The sequence below is a fragment of the Pseudomonas sp. Tri1 genome, from assembly GCF_017968885.1.
In the GTDB taxonomy this organism is placed as follows: Bacteria; Pseudomonadota; Gammaproteobacteria; order Pseudomonadales; family Pseudomonadaceae; genus Aquipseudomonas.
In genome coordinates, this window is record NZ_CP072913.1 from 1820805 (window position 1) to 1837593 (window position 16789).

16 protein-coding genes are annotated in these 16789 nt (G+C 61.2%); 14 read left to right on the forward strand and 2 right to left on the reverse strand.

Going from position 1 to position 16789, the window contains the following annotated elements; all coding sequences use genetic code 11:
• The first annotated feature begins 116 nt into the window (after positions 1 to 116).
• From flhA to J9870_RS08145, 14 genes are all read left to right on the forward strand, one after another.
• Positions 117 to 2246, forward strand: a complete 2130-nt coding sequence (gene flhA / locus J9870_RS08080; RefSeq protein WP_210643441.1) for a flagellar biosynthesis protein FlhA — start codon at positions 117 to 119, stop codon at positions 2244 to 2246.
• A gap of 11 nt (positions 2247 to 2257) precedes the next feature.
• Entirely contained in the window at positions 2258 to 3607 is a 1350-nt protein-coding gene (flhF, locus tag J9870_RS08085) for a flagellar biosynthesis protein FlhF (protein ID WP_210643442.1), read from the forward strand.
• A gap of 116 nt (positions 3608 to 3723) precedes the next feature.
• Positions 3724 to 4554 (forward strand): flagellar synthesis regulator FleN, encoded by an 831-nt coding sequence (gene fleN, locus J9870_RS08090; RefSeq protein ID WP_003184001.1) that lies wholly within the window; start codon positions 3724 to 3726, stop codon positions 4552 to 4554.
• Positions 4551 to 5294: an RNA polymerase sigma factor FliA gene (gene fliA / locus J9870_RS08095; protein WP_014337177.1), complete on the forward strand. Its 744-nt coding sequence runs from the start codon at positions 4551 to 4553 to the stop codon at positions 5292 to 5294. Before fleN ends, fliA begins: the two co-directional genes overlap by 4 nt.
• A 166-nt stretch (positions 5295 to 5460) precedes the next feature.
• Positions 5461 to 5832 carry a chemotaxis response regulator CheY gene (locus J9870_RS08100; RefSeq protein WP_003183998.1) on the forward strand — a complete coding sequence of 124 codons (372 nt, stop codon included), beginning with the start codon at positions 5461 to 5463 and terminating at the stop codon, positions 5830 to 5832.
• An 18-nt stretch (positions 5833 to 5850) separates the two neighbouring features.
• Positions 5851 to 6636, forward strand: coding sequence for a protein phosphatase CheZ (locus J9870_RS08105; protein ID WP_057448511.1), 786 nt, complete (start codon positions 5851 to 5853; stop codon positions 6634 to 6636).
• 30 nt (positions 6637 to 6666) lie between these two features.
• Positions 6667 to 8928, forward strand: coding sequence for a chemotaxis protein CheA (locus tag J9870_RS08110; RefSeq protein WP_210643443.1), 2262 nt, complete (start codon positions 6667 to 6669; stop codon positions 8926 to 8928).
• A 48-nt stretch (positions 8929 to 8976) separates the two neighbouring features.
• Entirely contained in the window at positions 8977 to 10107 is a 1131-nt protein-coding gene (locus J9870_RS08115) for a chemotaxis response regulator protein-glutamate methylesterase (protein WP_210643444.1), read from the forward strand.
• Positions 10107 to 10847 carry a flagellar motor protein gene (locus tag J9870_RS08120; protein WP_025212520.1) on the forward strand — a complete coding sequence of 247 codons (741 nt, stop codon included), beginning with the start codon at positions 10107 to 10109 and terminating at the stop codon, positions 10845 to 10847. Before J9870_RS08115 ends, J9870_RS08120 begins: the two co-directional genes overlap by 1 nt.
• 15 nt (positions 10848 to 10862) lie before the next feature.
• Complete coding sequence (motD, locus tag J9870_RS08125) at positions 10863 to 11747, forward strand: flagellar motor protein MotD (protein ID WP_210643445.1); 885 nt, start codon at positions 10863 to 10865, stop codon at positions 11745 to 11747.
• 49 nt (positions 11748 to 11796) lie between these two features.
• Positions 11797 to 12588, forward strand: a complete 792-nt coding sequence (locus J9870_RS08130; protein ID WP_135844314.1) for a ParA family protein — start codon at positions 11797 to 11799, stop codon at positions 12586 to 12588.
• Positions 12589 to 12683: 95 nt separating this feature from the next.
• Entirely contained in the window at positions 12684 to 13556 is an 873-nt protein-coding gene (locus J9870_RS08135) for a CheW domain-containing protein (RefSeq protein ID WP_210643446.1), read from the forward strand.
• Positions 13557 to 13628: 72 nt separating this feature from the next.
• Entirely contained in the window at positions 13629 to 14114 is a 486-nt protein-coding gene (locus J9870_RS08140; RefSeq protein WP_003183968.1) for a chemotaxis protein CheW, read from the forward strand.
• Positions 14115 to 14507, forward strand: a complete 393-nt coding sequence (locus J9870_RS08145) for a DUF2802 domain-containing protein (RefSeq protein ID WP_210643447.1) — start codon at positions 14115 to 14117, stop codon at positions 14505 to 14507.
• Positions 14508 to 14719: 212 nt separating this feature from the next.
• Here the strand turns inward: J9870_RS08145 and J9870_RS08150 are convergent, their stop codons facing one another.
• Positions 14720 to 15049 (reverse strand): EscU/YscU/HrcU family type III secretion system export apparatus switch protein, encoded by a 330-nt coding sequence (locus J9870_RS08150; RefSeq protein ID WP_003199146.1) that lies wholly within the window; start codon positions 15047 to 15049, stop codon positions 14720 to 14722.
• Entirely contained in the window at positions 15046 to 16614 is a 1569-nt protein-coding gene (locus tag J9870_RS08155) for a flagellar hook-length control protein FliK (RefSeq protein ID WP_210643448.1), read from the reverse strand. Before J9870_RS08155 ends, J9870_RS08150 begins: the two co-directional genes overlap by 4 nt.
• Positions 16615 to 16789: the final 175 nt, after the last annotated feature.

Below are 16789 nucleotides of genomic sequence, written 5' to 3' on the forward strand. Positions count from 1 at the left end.
GATTGCGTCCAGCACGCGTATTCCAGTGGCTGAGCAAAGTTGGAAGGCTTCTTGCAATACCCCGTCTGCGCCCGTCCAGGGCGTCAAAAGTTTGCTTCACAGAACGGGGATTATTGGTGGATCGCTCTCAGTTACTCAGCACCGCGCGCAGCAATGTAGCCGACCTCAGTCGCGGCAATCTGGGTGTGCCGATCCTGCTGCTGGTCATGCTTGCCATGATGATGCTGCCGGTACCGCCGTTCCTGCTCGACGTGTTCTTCACGTTCAACATCGCCCTGTCGATCGTGGTGTTGCTGGTGTGCGTGTATGCCCTGCGGCCGCTGGATTTCGCAGTGTTCCCGACCATTCTGCTGGTGGCGACCTTGATGCGCCTGGCGTTGAACGTGGCATCGACCCGGGTGGTGATGCTCCACGGCCAGGAAGGCCACGCCGCCGCCGGTAAGGTGATCCAGGCCTTCGGTGAGGTGGTGATCGGCGGTAACTACGTGGTTGGTATCGTGGTCTTCGCCATCTTGATGATCATCAACTTCGTCGTGGTGACCAAGGGCGCCGGGCGGATTTCCGAGGTGAGCGCGCGTTTCACCCTCGATGCGATGCCCGGCAAGCAAATGGCGATCGACGCCGACCTCAACGCCGGCCTGATCGACCAGAGCCAGGCCAAGCTGCGTCGCCTGGAAGTGGCCCAGGAAGCCGAGTTCTACGGTTCCATGGACGGTGCCAGCAAATTCGTGCGCGGTGACGCCATCGCCGGCCTGCTGATTCTGTTCATCAACCTGATCGGCGGCATGGCGGTCGGTATCTTCCAGCACAACATGACCTTCGCCGACGCCGGCAAGGTTTACGCCCTGCTGACCATCGGTGACGGTTTGGTGGCGCAATTGCCATCACTGTTGTTATCCACAGCCGCGGCGATCATGGTGACTCGTGCTTCCGGTTCCGAGGACATGGGCAAGCAGATCGGTCGGCAAATGTTCGCCTCGCCCAAGGCGCTGGCCGTGGCCGCTGGCCTGATGGCGGTGATGGGCCTGGTGCCGGGGATGCCTCACGTTTCCTTCCTGAGCATGGCAGCCATGGCCGCGGGTGCTGCCTACCTGTTCTGGAAGAAGCAGAACGTGCAGAAGGTCCAGGCCCTGCAAGAGGTCAAGCGCCAGCAGGAGCTGCTGCCATCGCCGGCCCGCGCCATGGAAACCAAGGAGCTGGGCTGGGACGACGTGACACCGATCGACATGATCGGCCTGGAAGTCGGTTATCGCCTGATTCCGTTGGTCGACCGCAACCAGGGTGGTCAGTTGCTGGCGCGGATCAAGGGCGTGCGCAAGAAGTTGTCCCAGGACTTGGGCTTCCTGATGCCCACCGTGCATATCCGCGACAACCTCGACCTGGCGCCGAGCGCCTACCGCTTGACGCTGATGGGGGTGATCCTGGCCGAAGCCGAGATCTACCCGGACCGCGAGCTGGCGATCAACCCCGGGCAGGTCTACGGCTCGCTCAACGGCATTACCGCCAAGGATCCGGCTTTTGGTCTGGAAGCGGTGTGGATCGAAATCAGCCAGCGAGCCCAGGCTCAGTCACTCGGCTACACCGTGGTGGACGCCAGTACCGTGGTCGCGACCCACTTGAACCAGATCCTGTACAAGCACTCCAGCGAGCTGATCGGCCACGAAGAAGTCCAGCAACTCCTGCAAGTACTGGCCAAAGGCTCGCCGAAGCTGGCCGAAGAGCTGGTGCCGGGCGTGGTTTCGCTGTCGCAATTGCTCAAGGTGTTGCAGGCGCTGTTGGCCGAACAAGTGCCGGTGCGCGACATTCGCAGCATTGCCGAGGCTATCGCCAACAACGCGTCCAAGAGTCAAGATACCGCCGCCCTGGTGGCTGCGGTTCGGGTCGGCGTATCCCGCGCAATCGTCCAAAGCATTGTAGGCACTGAGTCTGAGCTGCCTGTGATCACTCTGGAACCAAGGTTGGAACAGATATTGCTCAATAGTCTGCAGAAGGCAGGACAAGGCTCGGAAGAGGGTGTTCTGCTGGAGCCAAGCATGGCCGAGAAGCTGCAGCGTTCGCTGATTGATGCAGCCCAGCGGCAAGAGATGCAAGGCCAACCGGTGATCCTGCTGGTGGCCGGTCCGATTCGCGCGATGCTCTCGCGATTCGGGCGCCTCGCGGTCCCGGGGCTGCATGTGCTGGCGTACCAGGAAATACCGGACAACAAGCAAGTGACCATCGTTGCGACAGTAGGGCCCAACGGCTGAGGTAGTGGTTTATGCAAGTGAAGCGTTTTTTCGCCGCCGATATGCGTCAGGCCATGAAGCTGGTTCGTGACGAGCTGGGCGCTGAAGCAGCCATCATTGGCAATCGCCGGATCGCTGGCGGTGTCGAGTTGACGGCTGCCCTGGATTACAAGTTGTCGGCGCTGGCCCCACGCGTTCCGAACATGGAACTCGAGGATGAGCTGCGCAAGACCCAGTCGCGCATCGCCAGCGCCCAGGCCGAATTGAGCCTGCGCAGCAGCGAAGGCCAGACCAGCGCTAGCACCAATCGTCAATTGTTCGCCGGTCAGCCACTGACCGCCGGCCTGCCGTTGACCGCTGCCGAGCCACTGGTCGAACAGGTCCAGGTCGAACCGCGTCGTCCGGCCCCGGCCCCGGCCGCACCAAGCGGTGGTGTCGACCCGCGTGCCCTGGACTCGATGCGTTTTGAACTCAACAGCCTGCGCGAACTGATGGAAGTCCAGCTCGGCTCCCTGGCCTGGAACCAGCTGCAAGGCAGCCGTCCGGCCCAGGCCAACCTGTGGCGTCGCCTGCAACGCATCGGCCTGTCCGGCCCTTTGTCCCGGGACCTGCTGGCGCTGATCAACGGTATCGAAGAGCCTCGTCAGGCCTGGCGCATGTTGCTGGCGCACCTGGCGCGGATGATCGCCACGCCGGAAGTCGAGCCGCTGGAAGAGGGTGGGGTGATTGCGATGGTCGGCCCGGCCGGCATGGGCAAGACCACCACCCTGGCCAAGCTCGCGGCCCGTTATGTACTCAAGTACGGTGCCCAGAGCATCGCCCTCGTGAGCATGGACAGTTTCCGCATCGGCGCCCAGGAACAACTCAAGACCCTGGGCCGAATCCTCAATGTGTCGGTGACCCACGTGGATCCGGGGCAATCCCTGGCTCAAGCGCTGGAACCGCTGCTGCGCAAACGCGTCGTGCTGATCGATACTGCCGGCCTGCAAGCCAGTGATCCGGCCCTGCGCATGCAGCTTGAAAGCCTGGCCGGGCGCGGTATTCGGTCAAAAAATTATCTCGTGTTGGCAACCACCAGCCAAAAACAGGTTCTAACCGCCGCATACCACAGCTACAAACGCTGCGGGCTGGCTGGCTGCATCCTGACTAAGCTGGACGAAACGGCAAGCCTGGGCGAGGTGTTGAGCCTGGCGATCGGTCATGAGCTACCGGTGGCCTACCTGACCGACGGGCCGCGGATCCCGGATGATTTGCATCTGCCGCGCCGTCATCAATTGGTCAGTCGTGCCGTGAGTGTGCAAATGCAGGAAGAACCCAGCGAAGAAGCCATGGCTGATATGTTCGCTGACATCTACCACAGCCCGACCAAGCAGGTCGGCTGAGGTAATCATGAATATTTTTTGTACCTACATCGATGGTCTGCCATGCATTGTTCCGAATGTGAACGCGCAGCCAGTAATGTGGCCTCCGTCTAAGTAAGACAAGGTAAAGAACGAACATGGGCAGCATGCATCCCGTACAGGTGATCGCGGTGACCGGCGGCAAAGGTGGCGTCGGGAAGACTAACGTGTCAGTGAACTTGTCCCTGGCTCTGGCAGAGCTTGGCCGACGGGTCATGCTGCTGGACGCCGACCTGGGCCTGGCGAACGTCGATGTGCTGCTGGGGCTAACCCCCAAGCGCACGCTGGCGGACGTGATAGAGGGCCGCTGTGAACTGCGCGACGTGCTGCTGCAGGGACCGGGCGGGATTCGTATCGTACCGGCTGCCTCCGGCACCCAGAGCATGGTTCACCTGACCCCGGCCCAGCACGCGGGCCTGATCCAGGCATTCAGCGACATCGGTGACAACCTCGATGTGCTGGTGATCGACACCGCTGCCGGTATCGGTGACTCCGTCGTCAGTTTCGTGCGCGCGGCCCAGGAAGTGTTGCTGGTGGTCTGCGACGAACCGACCTCCATCACCGACGCCTATGCCCTGATCAAACTATTGAACCGCGACTACGGCATGAACCGCTTCCGCGTCCTGGCCAACATGGCCCAGAGTCCGCAGGAAGGGCGCAACCTGTTCGCCAAGTTGACAAAGGTCACGGATCGTTTCCTGGACGTCGCCCTACAATATGTCGGCGCTGTGCCCTACGACGAAAGCGTACGCAAGGCCGTCCAGAAACAACGTGCCGTTTATGAAGCCTTTCCCCGTTCCAAATGCGCGCTGGCGTTCAAGGCTATCGCCCAGAAGGTGGATACCTGGCCACTGCCGGCCAACCCTCGTGGGCATCTGGAGTTTTTCGTCGAGCGTCTCGTGCAACAAACAGCAGGGCCCGTGTTATGACAGCCAGCGGTTACAACCATCTCTACAAAAAATCGGCACGGGACGCCCAATATGAATTGATTGAGCGTTATGCACCCCTGGTCAAGCGCATCGCCTATCACTTGCTGGCGCGGTTGCCGGCCAGTGTCCAGGTCGAGGACTTGATCCAGGCGGGCATGATCGGCCTGCTCGAAGTGTCGAACAAATACGACGCGAGCAAGGGCGCCAGTTTCGAGACGTATGCCGGTATCCGCATTCGTGGGGCGATGCTCGATGAAGTCCGCAAGGGCGATTGGGCGCCGCGTTCGGTGCACCGCAATACCCGCATGGTCAGTGACGCGATCCGCGCTATTGAAGCTAAAACCGGGCGTGACGCTAAAGATCACGAGGTTGCGGCCGAACTCCAGTTGAGTCTCGACGATTATTACGGGATTTTGAACGATACCTTGGGCAGTCGCCTGTTCAGTTTCGATGACCTGTTGCAGGACGGCGAACACGAAGGGCTGCACGAGGATAACGCGAGTGCTCACATGGAGCCGTCGCGTGACCTGGAAGATGAGCGTTTCCAGAGCGCGCTGGCGGATGCGATTGCCAATTTGCCGGAGCGTGAGCGACTGGTCTTGGCGCTGTACTACGACGAAGAGCTGAACCTCAAGGAAATCGGTGAGGTCCTGGGGGTCAGCGAATCGCGGGTCAGCCAGTTACACAGCCAGTGCGCGGCCCGTTTGCGGGGGCGTTTGGGGGAGTGGCGAGCGCGCTGACAGCTGTGTGGGAGCACTGCGAACGGGGTTGGTCTGGCATACGTCGCACCAGTCTCCATCCGTGGGGCTCCAGGCCGTTGTCGAGTGTTGTGCCGGATTGATTGAAATGGCGCGTTCAGGTGCTGGACACGTTTAAGACTGCTTGGAGGTCGAATTGGACAAGAACATGAAAATCCTCATCGTTGATGACTTCTCAACGATGCGGCGGATCATAAAAAACCTGTTGCGTGACCTTGGGTTCACCAACACGGTCGAGGCCGACGATGGCACCACTGCCATTCCGGTTCTCAACAGCGGGAGCATCGACTTTCTGGTGACTGACTGGAACATGCCCGGCATGACCGGTATCGACTTGCTGCGCCATGTGCGCGCCGACGAAAAACTCAAGCACCTTCCGGTGCTGATGGTAACTGCCGAAGCCAAGCGCGAGCAGATCATCGAAGCGGCCCAGGCCGGTGTGAACGGCTATGTGGTCAAACCCTTCACGGCCCAGGCGTTGAAAGAGAAGATCGAAAAAATCTTCGAACGCATCGGTTAACGGCGCCACGGGGGAGCTATGGACAACGAATCTTCAATGGGCGACTTCGAATCGACCCTGAAAAAACATGCCCGCGAACTGGTCGACAGCCTTGAAAAAGGCCGCTTTGGCGATGCGGTTCAAATGATCCATGAGCTCAACCAGACCCGTGACCGTGGTCTGTATCAGGAAGTGGGCAAGCTCACGCGTGAACTGCACAGCGCGATTGTCAATTTCCAGATCGACCCGAATATGCCGCAGGCCGAGGAAGTCTCGCAGATCACCGATGCCACCGAGCGTCTGGGTTATGTGGTCAAGCTGACCGAAGCTGCGGCCAACCGCACCATGGACCTGGTGGAAAGCGCAACGCCGCTGGTCAATGGCCTGAGCGACGAAGCCCAGGCCTTGAGCACCGACTGGGGTCGGTTCATGCGCCGCGAAGTAGGGGCTGAAGAGTTTCGGGAGCTGGCCCGTCGGGTCGACGGTTTCCTGACGCGCAGCAGCACCGAGAACCGCGCGGTGGCAAGCAATCTCAACGACATTCTGCTGGCTCAGGACTATCAGGACCTGACCGGTCAAGTGATCAAGCGCGTAACCCAATTGGTCACCGAAGTAGAAAGCAATTTGCTCAAACTGGTGTTGATGGCCAGCCAGGTCGACCGCTTTGCCGGCATCGAACACGACCGTGAAGCGATGCTTGCTGAAAAAGATCCACAAAAACATCTCTCGCAGGGTGAAGGTCCGCAGATTCATGCCGATAAAAGAGAAGACGTTATGTCCGGTCAGGACGATGTGGACGATTTGCTGTCCAGCCTTGGATTCTGAGTTTTAGCCCTGTTTTAGGAGCAGCCATTAATGAGCTTCGGCGCCGATGAAGAGATCCTTCAGGATTTCCTGGTTGAGGCCGGCGAGATTCTAGAGCAACTGTCTGAGCAACTGGTCGAGCTGGAAAGTCGACCCGATGATGCAGACTTGCTCAATGCAATTTTTCGCGGTTTCCACACTGTAAAAGGAGGCGCCGGCTTCCTCCAGCTCAATGAGCTGGTGGAGTGCTGCCACATTGCCGAAAACGTGTTCGACATCCTGCGCAAGGGTGAGCGCCGCGTTGATTCGGAACTGATGGACGTGGTGCTCGAAGCGCTGGATGCGGTCAACAGCATGTTCAGCGAAGTGCGCGAGCGCTCGCCGATCACCGCTGCCACCCCTGAGTTGCTCGCTGCGCTGGCACGCCTGGCCGAGCCACAATCGGCTGACGAATCCGCTCCGGTTGTCGAGACGGTCGTTGAAGAACCGGTCGCCGAGGAGTCGGGCGACATCACCGATAACGAATTTGAACAATTGCTGGACTCGCTGAACGCCGTCAAGGCTGAAGCCGCTGCCCCGCCGGCCCCCGTTGTGCCGGCCACCGAGGCAACTGCTGCTGCCAGCGATGAAATCACCGACGACGAGTTCGAGTCGTTGCTCGATCAGCTTCATGGCAAAGGCCAGTTCGCGCCCGATGCGGTCGTTCCTGCAGCGACCCCGGCCGCCCCGAAAGCGGCGGGCGACAATTCCGATATTACCGACGACGAATTCGAGGCTTTGCTCGATCAGTTGCACGGCAAGGGCACGTTTGCCGTTGAAGCGCTGGATTCAGCCATCGCTTCTGCGCCGACGCCGGCCAAGCCCACCGCTGCGGCGGCGGGCAGTGACCTGATCAGCGATCACGAATTCGAATCGCTGCTCGATGAACTGCACGGCAAAGGCAAGTTCAGTGAAGTCGGGAAGGCCACGGCTGCCCCTACTGCGGGCACTGCCGCCACTGCTGCGCCGGCGGCCAAGGCTGCGCCAAAACCCGCGGCCAAGGCACCGGAACCGAAGGCCGAGACGCCCAAGCCGGCTGCGGCAGCTGCCCCGGCAGCAGCCCGTGCCCCGGCGGCTGCGCCAGCGGAAAAACCGGCCAGCGAAGCCGAAACCACTGTCCGGGTCGACACCGCACGCCTGGACGAGATCATGAACATGGTCGGCGAACTGGTGCTGGTGCGTAACCGTCTGGTACGCCTGGGTCTCAACAGCCAGGACGAAGCCATGTCCAAGGCTGTGTCGAACCTCGATGTGGTCACGGCGGACCTGCAGACCGCGGTCATGAAGACCCGGATGCAGCCGATCAAGAAAGTCTTCGGGCGCTTCCCGCGCCTGGTTCGTGACCTGGCTCGCCAGCTCAAGAAAGAAATCAACCTGGAACTGGTGGGCGAAGAGACCGACCTGGACAAGAACCTTGTCGAGGCCCTGGCCGACCCGCTGGTCCACTTGGTGCGCAACGCCGTCGACCACGGCATCGAGTCGCCGGAAGAGCGCGAAGCCTCGGGCAAGGTTCGCAGCGGCAAGGTGGTGCTGGCCGCCGAGCAGGAGGGCGACCACATCCTGTTGTCGATCTCCGACGACGGCAAAGGCATGGACCCGAACGTGCTGCGTTCCATCGCAGTCAAGCGCGGTGTGATGGACAAGGATGCCGCCGATCGCCTGAGCGACACCGAGTGCTACAACCTGATCTTCGCCCCGGGCTTCTCGACCAAGACCGAGATTTCCGACGTGTCCGGCCGTGGCGTGGGCATGGACGTGGTGAAGACCAAGATTTCCCAGCTCAATGGTTCGATCAACATTTACTCGACCAAGGGCCAGGGCTCGAAGATCGTCATCAAGGTCCCGTTGACCCTGGCGATCATGCCGACCTTGATGGTGATGCTGGGCAACCAGGCATTCGCCTTCCCGCTGGTCAACGTCAACGAAATCTTCCACCTCGACCTGTCGCGCACCAACGTGGTGGACGGCCAGGAAGTGGTGATCGTACGGGACAAGGCACTGCCACTGTTCTACCTCAAGCGCTGGCTGGTCAGCTCCGCCGCTCATGTGGAGCAGGGCGAAGGCCATGTGGTGATCCTTTCGGTGGGCACCCAGCGGATCGGCTTTGTCGTCGACCAGTTGGTGGGTCAGGAAGAAGTGGTCATCAAGCCATTGGGCAAGATGCTCCAGGGCACCCCGGGCATGTCCGGCGCCACCATCACCGGCGACGGCCGCATCGCGTTGATTCTCGATGTGCCAAGCATGCTCAAGCGTTACGCCGCACGGCGTATTTGATTCTGGAGGGGCGGGGCCCAGGGCCGCGCCTCGTCTAACGGAGTGTTTATGGTAGTTAAAGTCCTGGTGGTGGACGATTCGGGGTTTTTCCGCCGCCGCGTCTCGGAAATTCTTTCGGCGGACACGAGTATTCAAGTCGTCGGTACGGCGACCAACGGCAAAGAGGCAATCGATCAGGCGTTGGCGCTCAAGCCAGACGTGATCACCATGGACTACGAGATGCCGATGATGGATGGCATCACGGCTGTGCGGCATATCATGCAGCGCTGCCCGACTCCCGTATTGATGTTCTCCTCCCTGACTCATGAAGGCGCGCGGGTGACCCTCGATGCGCTGGACGCCGGGGCGGTGGATTTCCTGCCGAAGAATTTCGAAGACATCTCGCGCAACCCCGACAAGGTCCGGCAGTTGCTGTGCGAGAAGGTCCATAGCATTTCCCGCAGCAACCGGCGTGCCGGCGCCTACAGCGCGCCAGCGCCTGCGGTTGCACCGAGCCCTGCGCCTGCCCCGGCATCGTCGGGCGGCTTCAATCCGCCTCCGGTGCGCAGCAGTGCCCCGGCGCCCGCACCTGCTCGTCCGGCACCCGCCAGCCCGACGTCGCCGGCACCCAAGCGCAAGGCCTACAAGCTCGTTGCCATTGGTACGTCCACCGGTGGCCCGGTGGCGCTGCAACGGGTCCTGACCCAGTTGCCGGCCAACTTCCCGGCCCCCATCGTGCTGATCCAACATATGCCTGCGGCCTTCACCAAGGCTTTCGCCGAGCGCCTGGACAAGCTGTGCAATATCAGCGTCAAGGAAGCCGAGGATGGCGACATCCTGCGTCCGGGCCTGGCGTTGCTGGCCCCGGGTGGCAAGCAGATGATGATCGATGGCCGCGGCGCGGTGAAAATCCTCCCGGGCGACGAGCGTTTGAACTACAAGCCCTGCGTGGACATCACCTTCGGTTCCGCAGCCAAGTCCTACGGTGACAAAGTTCTGGCGGTGGTCCTCACCGGCATGGGCGCCGACGGTCGTGAAGGCGCGCGCCTGCTCAAGCAGGGCGGCAGTGCGATCTGGGCCCAGGACGAAGCCAGTTGCGTGATCTATGGCATGCCGATGGCCATCGTGAAGGCGGATCTTGCCGACGCGGTGTACGGGCTGGACGACATCGGTAGACACCTGGTCGAGGCGTGCCTGTAATGGATGTGCTCAGCCTGATCGGCATCGTCATGGCATTCGTCGCCATCATTGGCGGCAATTATCTGGAAGGCGGTCATCTGGGGGCTTTGGCCAACGGTCCGGCGGCGCTGATCGTGCTGGGCGGCACCATCGGTGCCGCGCTGTTGCAGTCGCCCATGAGCGCGTTCAAGCGTGCCATGCAGGTACTGATCTGGATCCTGTTCCCGCCTCGCGTGGACTTGGCTGGCGGTATCGACCGGGTGGTGAACTGGAGCCTGACCGCGCGCAAGGAGGGCTTGCTGGGCCTGGAAGGTGTGGCCGATGCCGAGCCCGACAGTTACTCGCGCAAGGGCCTGCAATTGCTGGTCGACGGCGCCGAGCCGGAAGCCATCCGCAGCATTCTGGAGGTGGATTTCTACACCCAGGAAAGCCGCGACATCGAAGCGGCCAAAGTTTTCGAAAGCATGGGCGGCTACGCGCCGACCATCGGCATCATCGGTGCGGTGATGGGCCTGATCCACGTGATGGGCAACCTGGCCGATCCGTCGCAACTGGGCAGCGGCATCGCCGTGGCCTTCGTTGCCACGATCTACGGGGTGGCGAGTGCCAACCTGGTGCTGTTGCCGATCGCCGCCAAGCTCAAGGCCATCGCGTTGCGTCAGTCGCGTTATCGTGAAATGTTGCTGGAGGGGATCCTGTCGATCGCCGAAGGCGAAAACCCGCGCTCCATTGAGTTGAAGCTCCAGGGCTTCATGGACTGATGGGAGACATGGAAAATGGCCCGTCGCAGGCACACTGAAGAACACGTCAACCATGAACGCTGGCTAGTCTCCTACGCCGACTTCATCACACTGTTGTTCGCCTTTTTCGTGGTCATGTATTCGATTTCGTCAATCAACGAAGGCAAATACAAAGTGATCTCCGAGGCGTTGATCGGTGTCTTTACCGACTCCGACCGCGCCCTCAAGCCCATCCCTATTGGCGATGAACGGCCCAAGACAACCACACCGGCCAAGCCGTTGGTCAGGGATGCCGAGCAGGTCGATGCCGGTATTGCCGGCGGCAGCGATCCATTGAAGAGCATTGCCGACGACATCAGTGCGGCGTTCGGCGACCTGATCAGCTCGAACCAGATGACCGTGCGCGGCAACGAGTTGTGGGTCGAGATCGAGCTCAATTCCAGCCTGTTGTTCGGCAGCGGCGATGCCATGCCCAGCGACATGGCGTTCAACATCATCGATAAAGTGGCGGCGATCCTGAAGCCGTTCGATAACCCGATCCATGTCGAAGGCTTCACTGACGACCAGCCGATCCGTACCGCGCAGTACCCGACCAACTGGGAGCTGTCCTCGGCGCGCTCGGCGAGCATCGTGCGCATGCTCGCCATGCAGGGTGTGAACCCCGGTCGCCTGGCGTCGGTGGGCTACGGCGAGTTTCAGCCGGTGGCCAATAACGCCACGGCCGAGGGCCGTGCACGCAACCGTCGCGTGGTGTTGGTGGTGTCGCGAAACCTCGATGTGCGTCGCAGCTTGACCGGCACCGGCACGGCCAATGCAAAACCGGACGCGGCATTGAAGCGCGCTGGCACACAAACTGCACCGACCTCGGACAAGTCGCCGGGACGACAGAGTGCCGTCAATTCTCCGTCACCCGCTTTATAACCGAGCTATTTCTCGGCCGAGCCTGTTTCGGCCGGGAGGAACGATCCGAATGAGAGTCTGGGCAGTTGCCAATCAAAAAGGTGGTGTGGGCAAAACCACATCTTCCATCGCTTTAGCCGGATTGCTGGCCGAGGCGGGCAAGCGCGTGGTCATGGTCGATCTGGACCCCCACGGCTCGATGACCAGCTATTTTGGTTACGATCCCGACAGCCTGGAGCACAGCAACTACGATCTGTTCCTGCACAAGGGCGTCGTGCCCGAAGGCCTGCCGGGGCAGTTGCTGTTGTCCACCAGCGACGAGCGGATTTCCCTGCTACCGTCGAGCACCGCCCTGGCCACCCTGGAGCGGCAGTCGCCGGGGCAGAGTGGCCTGGGCCTGGTCATCGCCAAGAGTCTGGCGCAGCTGTGGCAGGATTTCGATTACGCGATCATCGACAGCCCGCCGTTGCTCGGTTTGCTGATGGTCAACGCGTTGGCGGCCAGCCAGCAACTGGTGATCCCGGTGCAGACCGAACACCTGGCGGTCAAGGGCCTGGAGCGTATGGTCAACACGCTGGCGATGGTCAACCGCTCGCGCAAGCAATCGTTGGCCTTCAACATCGTGCCGACCCTGTTCGACCGTCGCACCCAGGCGTCCCTGGGCACCCTGCGCGTGTTGCGGGACATGTACCCGGATGATATCTGGCAAGGCTACATTCCCGTCGATACCCGCTTGCGCGACGCCAGCCGCGCCGGTCTGACCCCTTCGCAATTCGACGGCAAAAGCCGTGGCGTGCTGGCCTACCGGGCGCTGCTCAAGCACCTGCTGGCCCAACAGCTTGTTTCACAGCAGGTGGCTTAAGTGACGAGGTTTCCCACAGGCATCGTGCTCGCTTGCGAGCGCTCAAGTCCTACCGCATTCATGCCGATAACCTCTTTAAGCGGCGCACTGTTTCTATGAGCCGCCCGATAAAGACAACCTCGCGTCCGCAAATGGCCTTGCAGTCCTATCTGGACGGACTATTGCAGGAAGCGACCGAAGAACTGCCAGTGCAACCGAGCGTGATCGAGGCGTTGCCCGAGACCTTGGAAGCCGAAGGTGTGCTGGATGAATTCCAGGCGGCCGTGCTCGAAGAGCAGGCCCGTGATGCGCAGAAGTCAGTGATAGCGGCGGCGGTGGAGGCACCGTTTATCAAGCCTCAGGTGGCGGTGATGGACGCGCCCGCGCCGATCCTGACGCCGGTCTCGACCGTTGCGCCATTGTTGCAGGGCTTGGTGACGCCGGTAGTGGAAGTTCACTTGCCGCCGAGCAACCCGCCGCCGCCGGTGCCGAACGATGACCGCCCGGCCTGGGCCGCCGAGCCGTTCGAGTGTCTGTTGTTTGATGTGGCCGGGTTGACCCTGGCAGTGCCGCTGGTATGCCTGGGATCGATTTATTCCCTGGCCGGGCAGGAATTGACGCCGTTGTTTGGTCAGCCGGAATGGTTCCTCGGGATCCTGCCGAGCCAGGCTGGCAACCTGAAGGTGCTGGACACCGCGCGCTGGGTGATGCCGGACCGTTATCGCGATGATTTTCGCCAGGGCCTGCAGTACGTGATTTCGGTGCAGGGTTATGAGTGGGGGTTGGCAGTGCATCAGGTCAGCCGCTCATTGCGCCTGGACCCGAACGAGATCAAGTGGCGCAGCCATAGAGGGCAACGGCCATGGTTGGCCGGTACGGTGATCGAGCACATGTGCGCCTTGCTGGACGTATCCGAGCTGGCCGAGCTTATCGCCAGCGGCGGGGCAAAACACCTGGGCGGCTCCAAGCCGGTCCAGAAACCGAAATAAGACAACCCGTGGCGCACAGCGTCGCGGGACAGAACACACGCCGCCACAGGCGGTTTTTCGAGGGGTCAGGGTATGAATGATAAGGCGTCGTCTCTCAAGGGTTCCGAAGATCCGATTTTGCAATGGGTGACCTTCAAACTCGATAACGAAACCTACGGCATCAACGTGATGCGCGTTCAGGAAGTGCTGCGCTATACCGAGATCGCTCCGGTACCGGGTGCACCCAGCTATGTGCTGGGCATCATCAACCTGCGTGGCAACGTGGTCACGGTGATCGACACTCGCCAGCGTTTTGGCCTGAGCTCCACCGAGGTCAACGACAATACCCGTATCGTGATCATCGAAGCCGACAAGCAAGTGGTCGGCATCCTCGTCGACAGCGTCGCCGAAGTGGTTTACTTGCGTCAGTCGGAAATCGAAACCGCGCCTAACGTCGGTAACGAGGAGTCGGCCAAGTTCATCCAGGGCGTCTGCAACAAGAACAACGAGTTGCTGATCCTGGTCGAACTGGAAAAAATGATGAGCGAAGAAGAGTGGTCGGAACTGGAGAGTATCTGATTGATTCTTGAGGTAGCAGTCATTGTCCTGTTCCTTTTTTGGGCAGGCACGCTGGCGATGTTTGTGGCGTACATACGCGGCCAGCGGCAGATCGCCGCTCAGCAGGCCCAGGGCGATGCGCTGCGCGATCAGCGCATCAAGGACCTGGCCAAACGCGTCGACGATTATCAGAACGGTACTGTGCGCATGGGCGAAGCGATCCACGAGCTGCGTGCCGTGGTCGCGCCGTTGCCGGACAAGCTGGCCCAACTGGAACAACGCGACCCTTCCACCCTGTCCTTCGCCCAGGCCGCCCGCCTGGTTGGCATGGGCGCCAGCGTCGACGAACTGACCCAAGCCTGCGGCTTGACCCAGGCCGAGGCTGAGTTGATGAGCAAGCTGCATAAGGGCTGATCGCCTTCGCCCAGACCCAATTGTGGGAGCGAGCTTGCTCGCGATAGCGGTGTAACAGTCAACGAAGCTGTTGAATGTGCGACCGCTATCGCGAGCAAGCTCGCTCCCACAGTTTTTTGTCGTTCACATACCTGAGTATTCCTGCCAACGTAAACCCCTGTGGTGAGGGCGCTGCTCCCTCGCCACAAGAGTGGCCTTACTGGTTTTTGGGATCAGTAATCGTCACCGCGATCGGTCACATCCTTCTCGACACTTGGCGCATTCGGGTCATAGCCCTGGGGAAACTTGCCCTTGAGGTTCCAGGCAAACGCGATGATCTCGGCAATCGTGCGATACAACTCTTCCGGAATGCTGTCTCCCAACTCCATCCGTGCCAACAGCTTGACCAACTCGGCGTTTTCATAGATTGGCACTTCGCTTTCGCGGGCGATGCGCAGGATTTCCTCGGCCAGGGCTTCGTCGCCCTTGGCGGTGAGGGTTGGGGCGTGGTGGCCGTCGTACTTGAGGGCGATGGCCTGGCGGGGTTCAGTGTGGGTCGTCATGCGGTTTCGTCCACCCAGCGTTGTTCCAGGCGTGTCTTGGGGCCTTGCGGCGGTGTGCCGAGGTGGCAGTCCAGGTCGCCGACGTTCAGGCCACAGGTCACCAGGCGCTCACGCAGCGCCGTCAGGTTACTTTCGATCAGGCTCGCGGTGTAGGGCCGCTCCGCCCACAACTGGCTCGACAGGCTGCCGCTGAGCAATTGTGCTTGAACCTGCAGCGGCCCCAGGGGTTCCATGTCGAAGGCCAACTCGACCCGCCAGAGTTGTTGTTTCGGTTCGCGTTCTTCCCGGCGCTCCTGTGGCTGTTCCCGGGGCGGGGTTTCCTCGCGTTGGAATTTGACCTGCAAAGGCACGATGTCCTGCAGGTTGCGCATTGGGATTTCCAGCTGCCAGGTGCTCATCAGCCGGCCATCGTCGGTCAGGCCGGTCTGTTCCAGGCTCGACAACTGATGGCTTTGCAAGCGTGACACCGCAGCGGCTGCCAGGCGCAACAGGTGTTCCAGATCAGCGTCTTCGTCCTGGCCTTTCATCAAGCGCGAGGGCAGGGGAAAACTGGTGGGTTGTGGCTTGGCGCTGACCTGGCCGAGGGTTCCCAAGGCGTTGCGCACGAAGTTGGGCAATACCTGGGCCAAGGTATTGGCGGCGATGATGGCGCTGAGGTTGGTGGACGCAGGCAGGGCCGGTGTCAGTTGAGCAATCAGCTTCAGCAGGTCGCCTTTGAGGTCCGGCGCGAGGCTCGGCTGCCCGGCGAGCAATTTGCTTTCCAGGAACACACCGCTGGCGACCATGGCCTGGGCCAGTCCTTTGGGCGTGCTCAGTTGCTGGACGTCCGGCAGGCCAGCCAGCAGGCGTGTCACCGCGGCGCGCAGCTCGGCGCCAGTGTCGTCAGTGGCCGGAAGGTTTTGCAGGGCGTTGACCAGGCTGTCCAACGAGCCCTGCTGGCTCATTTGCGTGACCAATTGCTGGCTCACCGCCAATTGCTCCTGGCGGTTGCTCAGGGGGATGAATTTCAACGTCTGGGCATCTTGCACCTGAGCGCTCAACAGCGTGCCAATGCGCAGCGGTTGTGGGCTGTCGATATCCAGGGTGCTGCCAGCCTGGGCGGTATTCAGCAGGCTCACCAGCGACCGATACACCGCCGGTTGCCCAGGCAATTGCGGCAACGCCTGGCTGGTGAGCACCTTGCCTTGCAGCAGGGTGCCGACGGGCATCTGTGCGGTGTCGATTCGGGTCAGGGTGGCGACGCTGGAGGCGACGGTCTGTTGCACGGCAATCGCCAGATTGCTGGCCGATGGTTGGGTCACGGCCAGGTTGGTGCCCTGGGGCAGCGGCTGGGTGCTGGTGGCCTGGACGGTGGTTTGCCGGCCGCTCTCCAGGGTGACCTTGAGCAACAGCTGGAAAGTCTGGTCGGCCTGTTTGAGCGACAGCACTTCGGCCTGGGCCATCTGGCCGGAGCCGATCAGACCTTCGGCCGGCGTCAGCAGTTTGAGCAGCTCGCCATTGACCGCTGGCATACGCGTGGTTGCCGTGGCCTGGGGCAGCGGCAGGATGTTCATGTCACCTGTCATCTGCGGTACTAACCTTGGGGAAATAAGCCCTCTTTAGAGTAGGGCATCACATGTATAATGCCGCCCGTCTTTCAGGGAGTGGCAAAAACCTTACAATTGTTTGACGCAGCTCTGTGGAACAGGCCGTCAATGCATCTATGCTGCATCTCTTTAACGGCCGCTGCACCGCCGACTT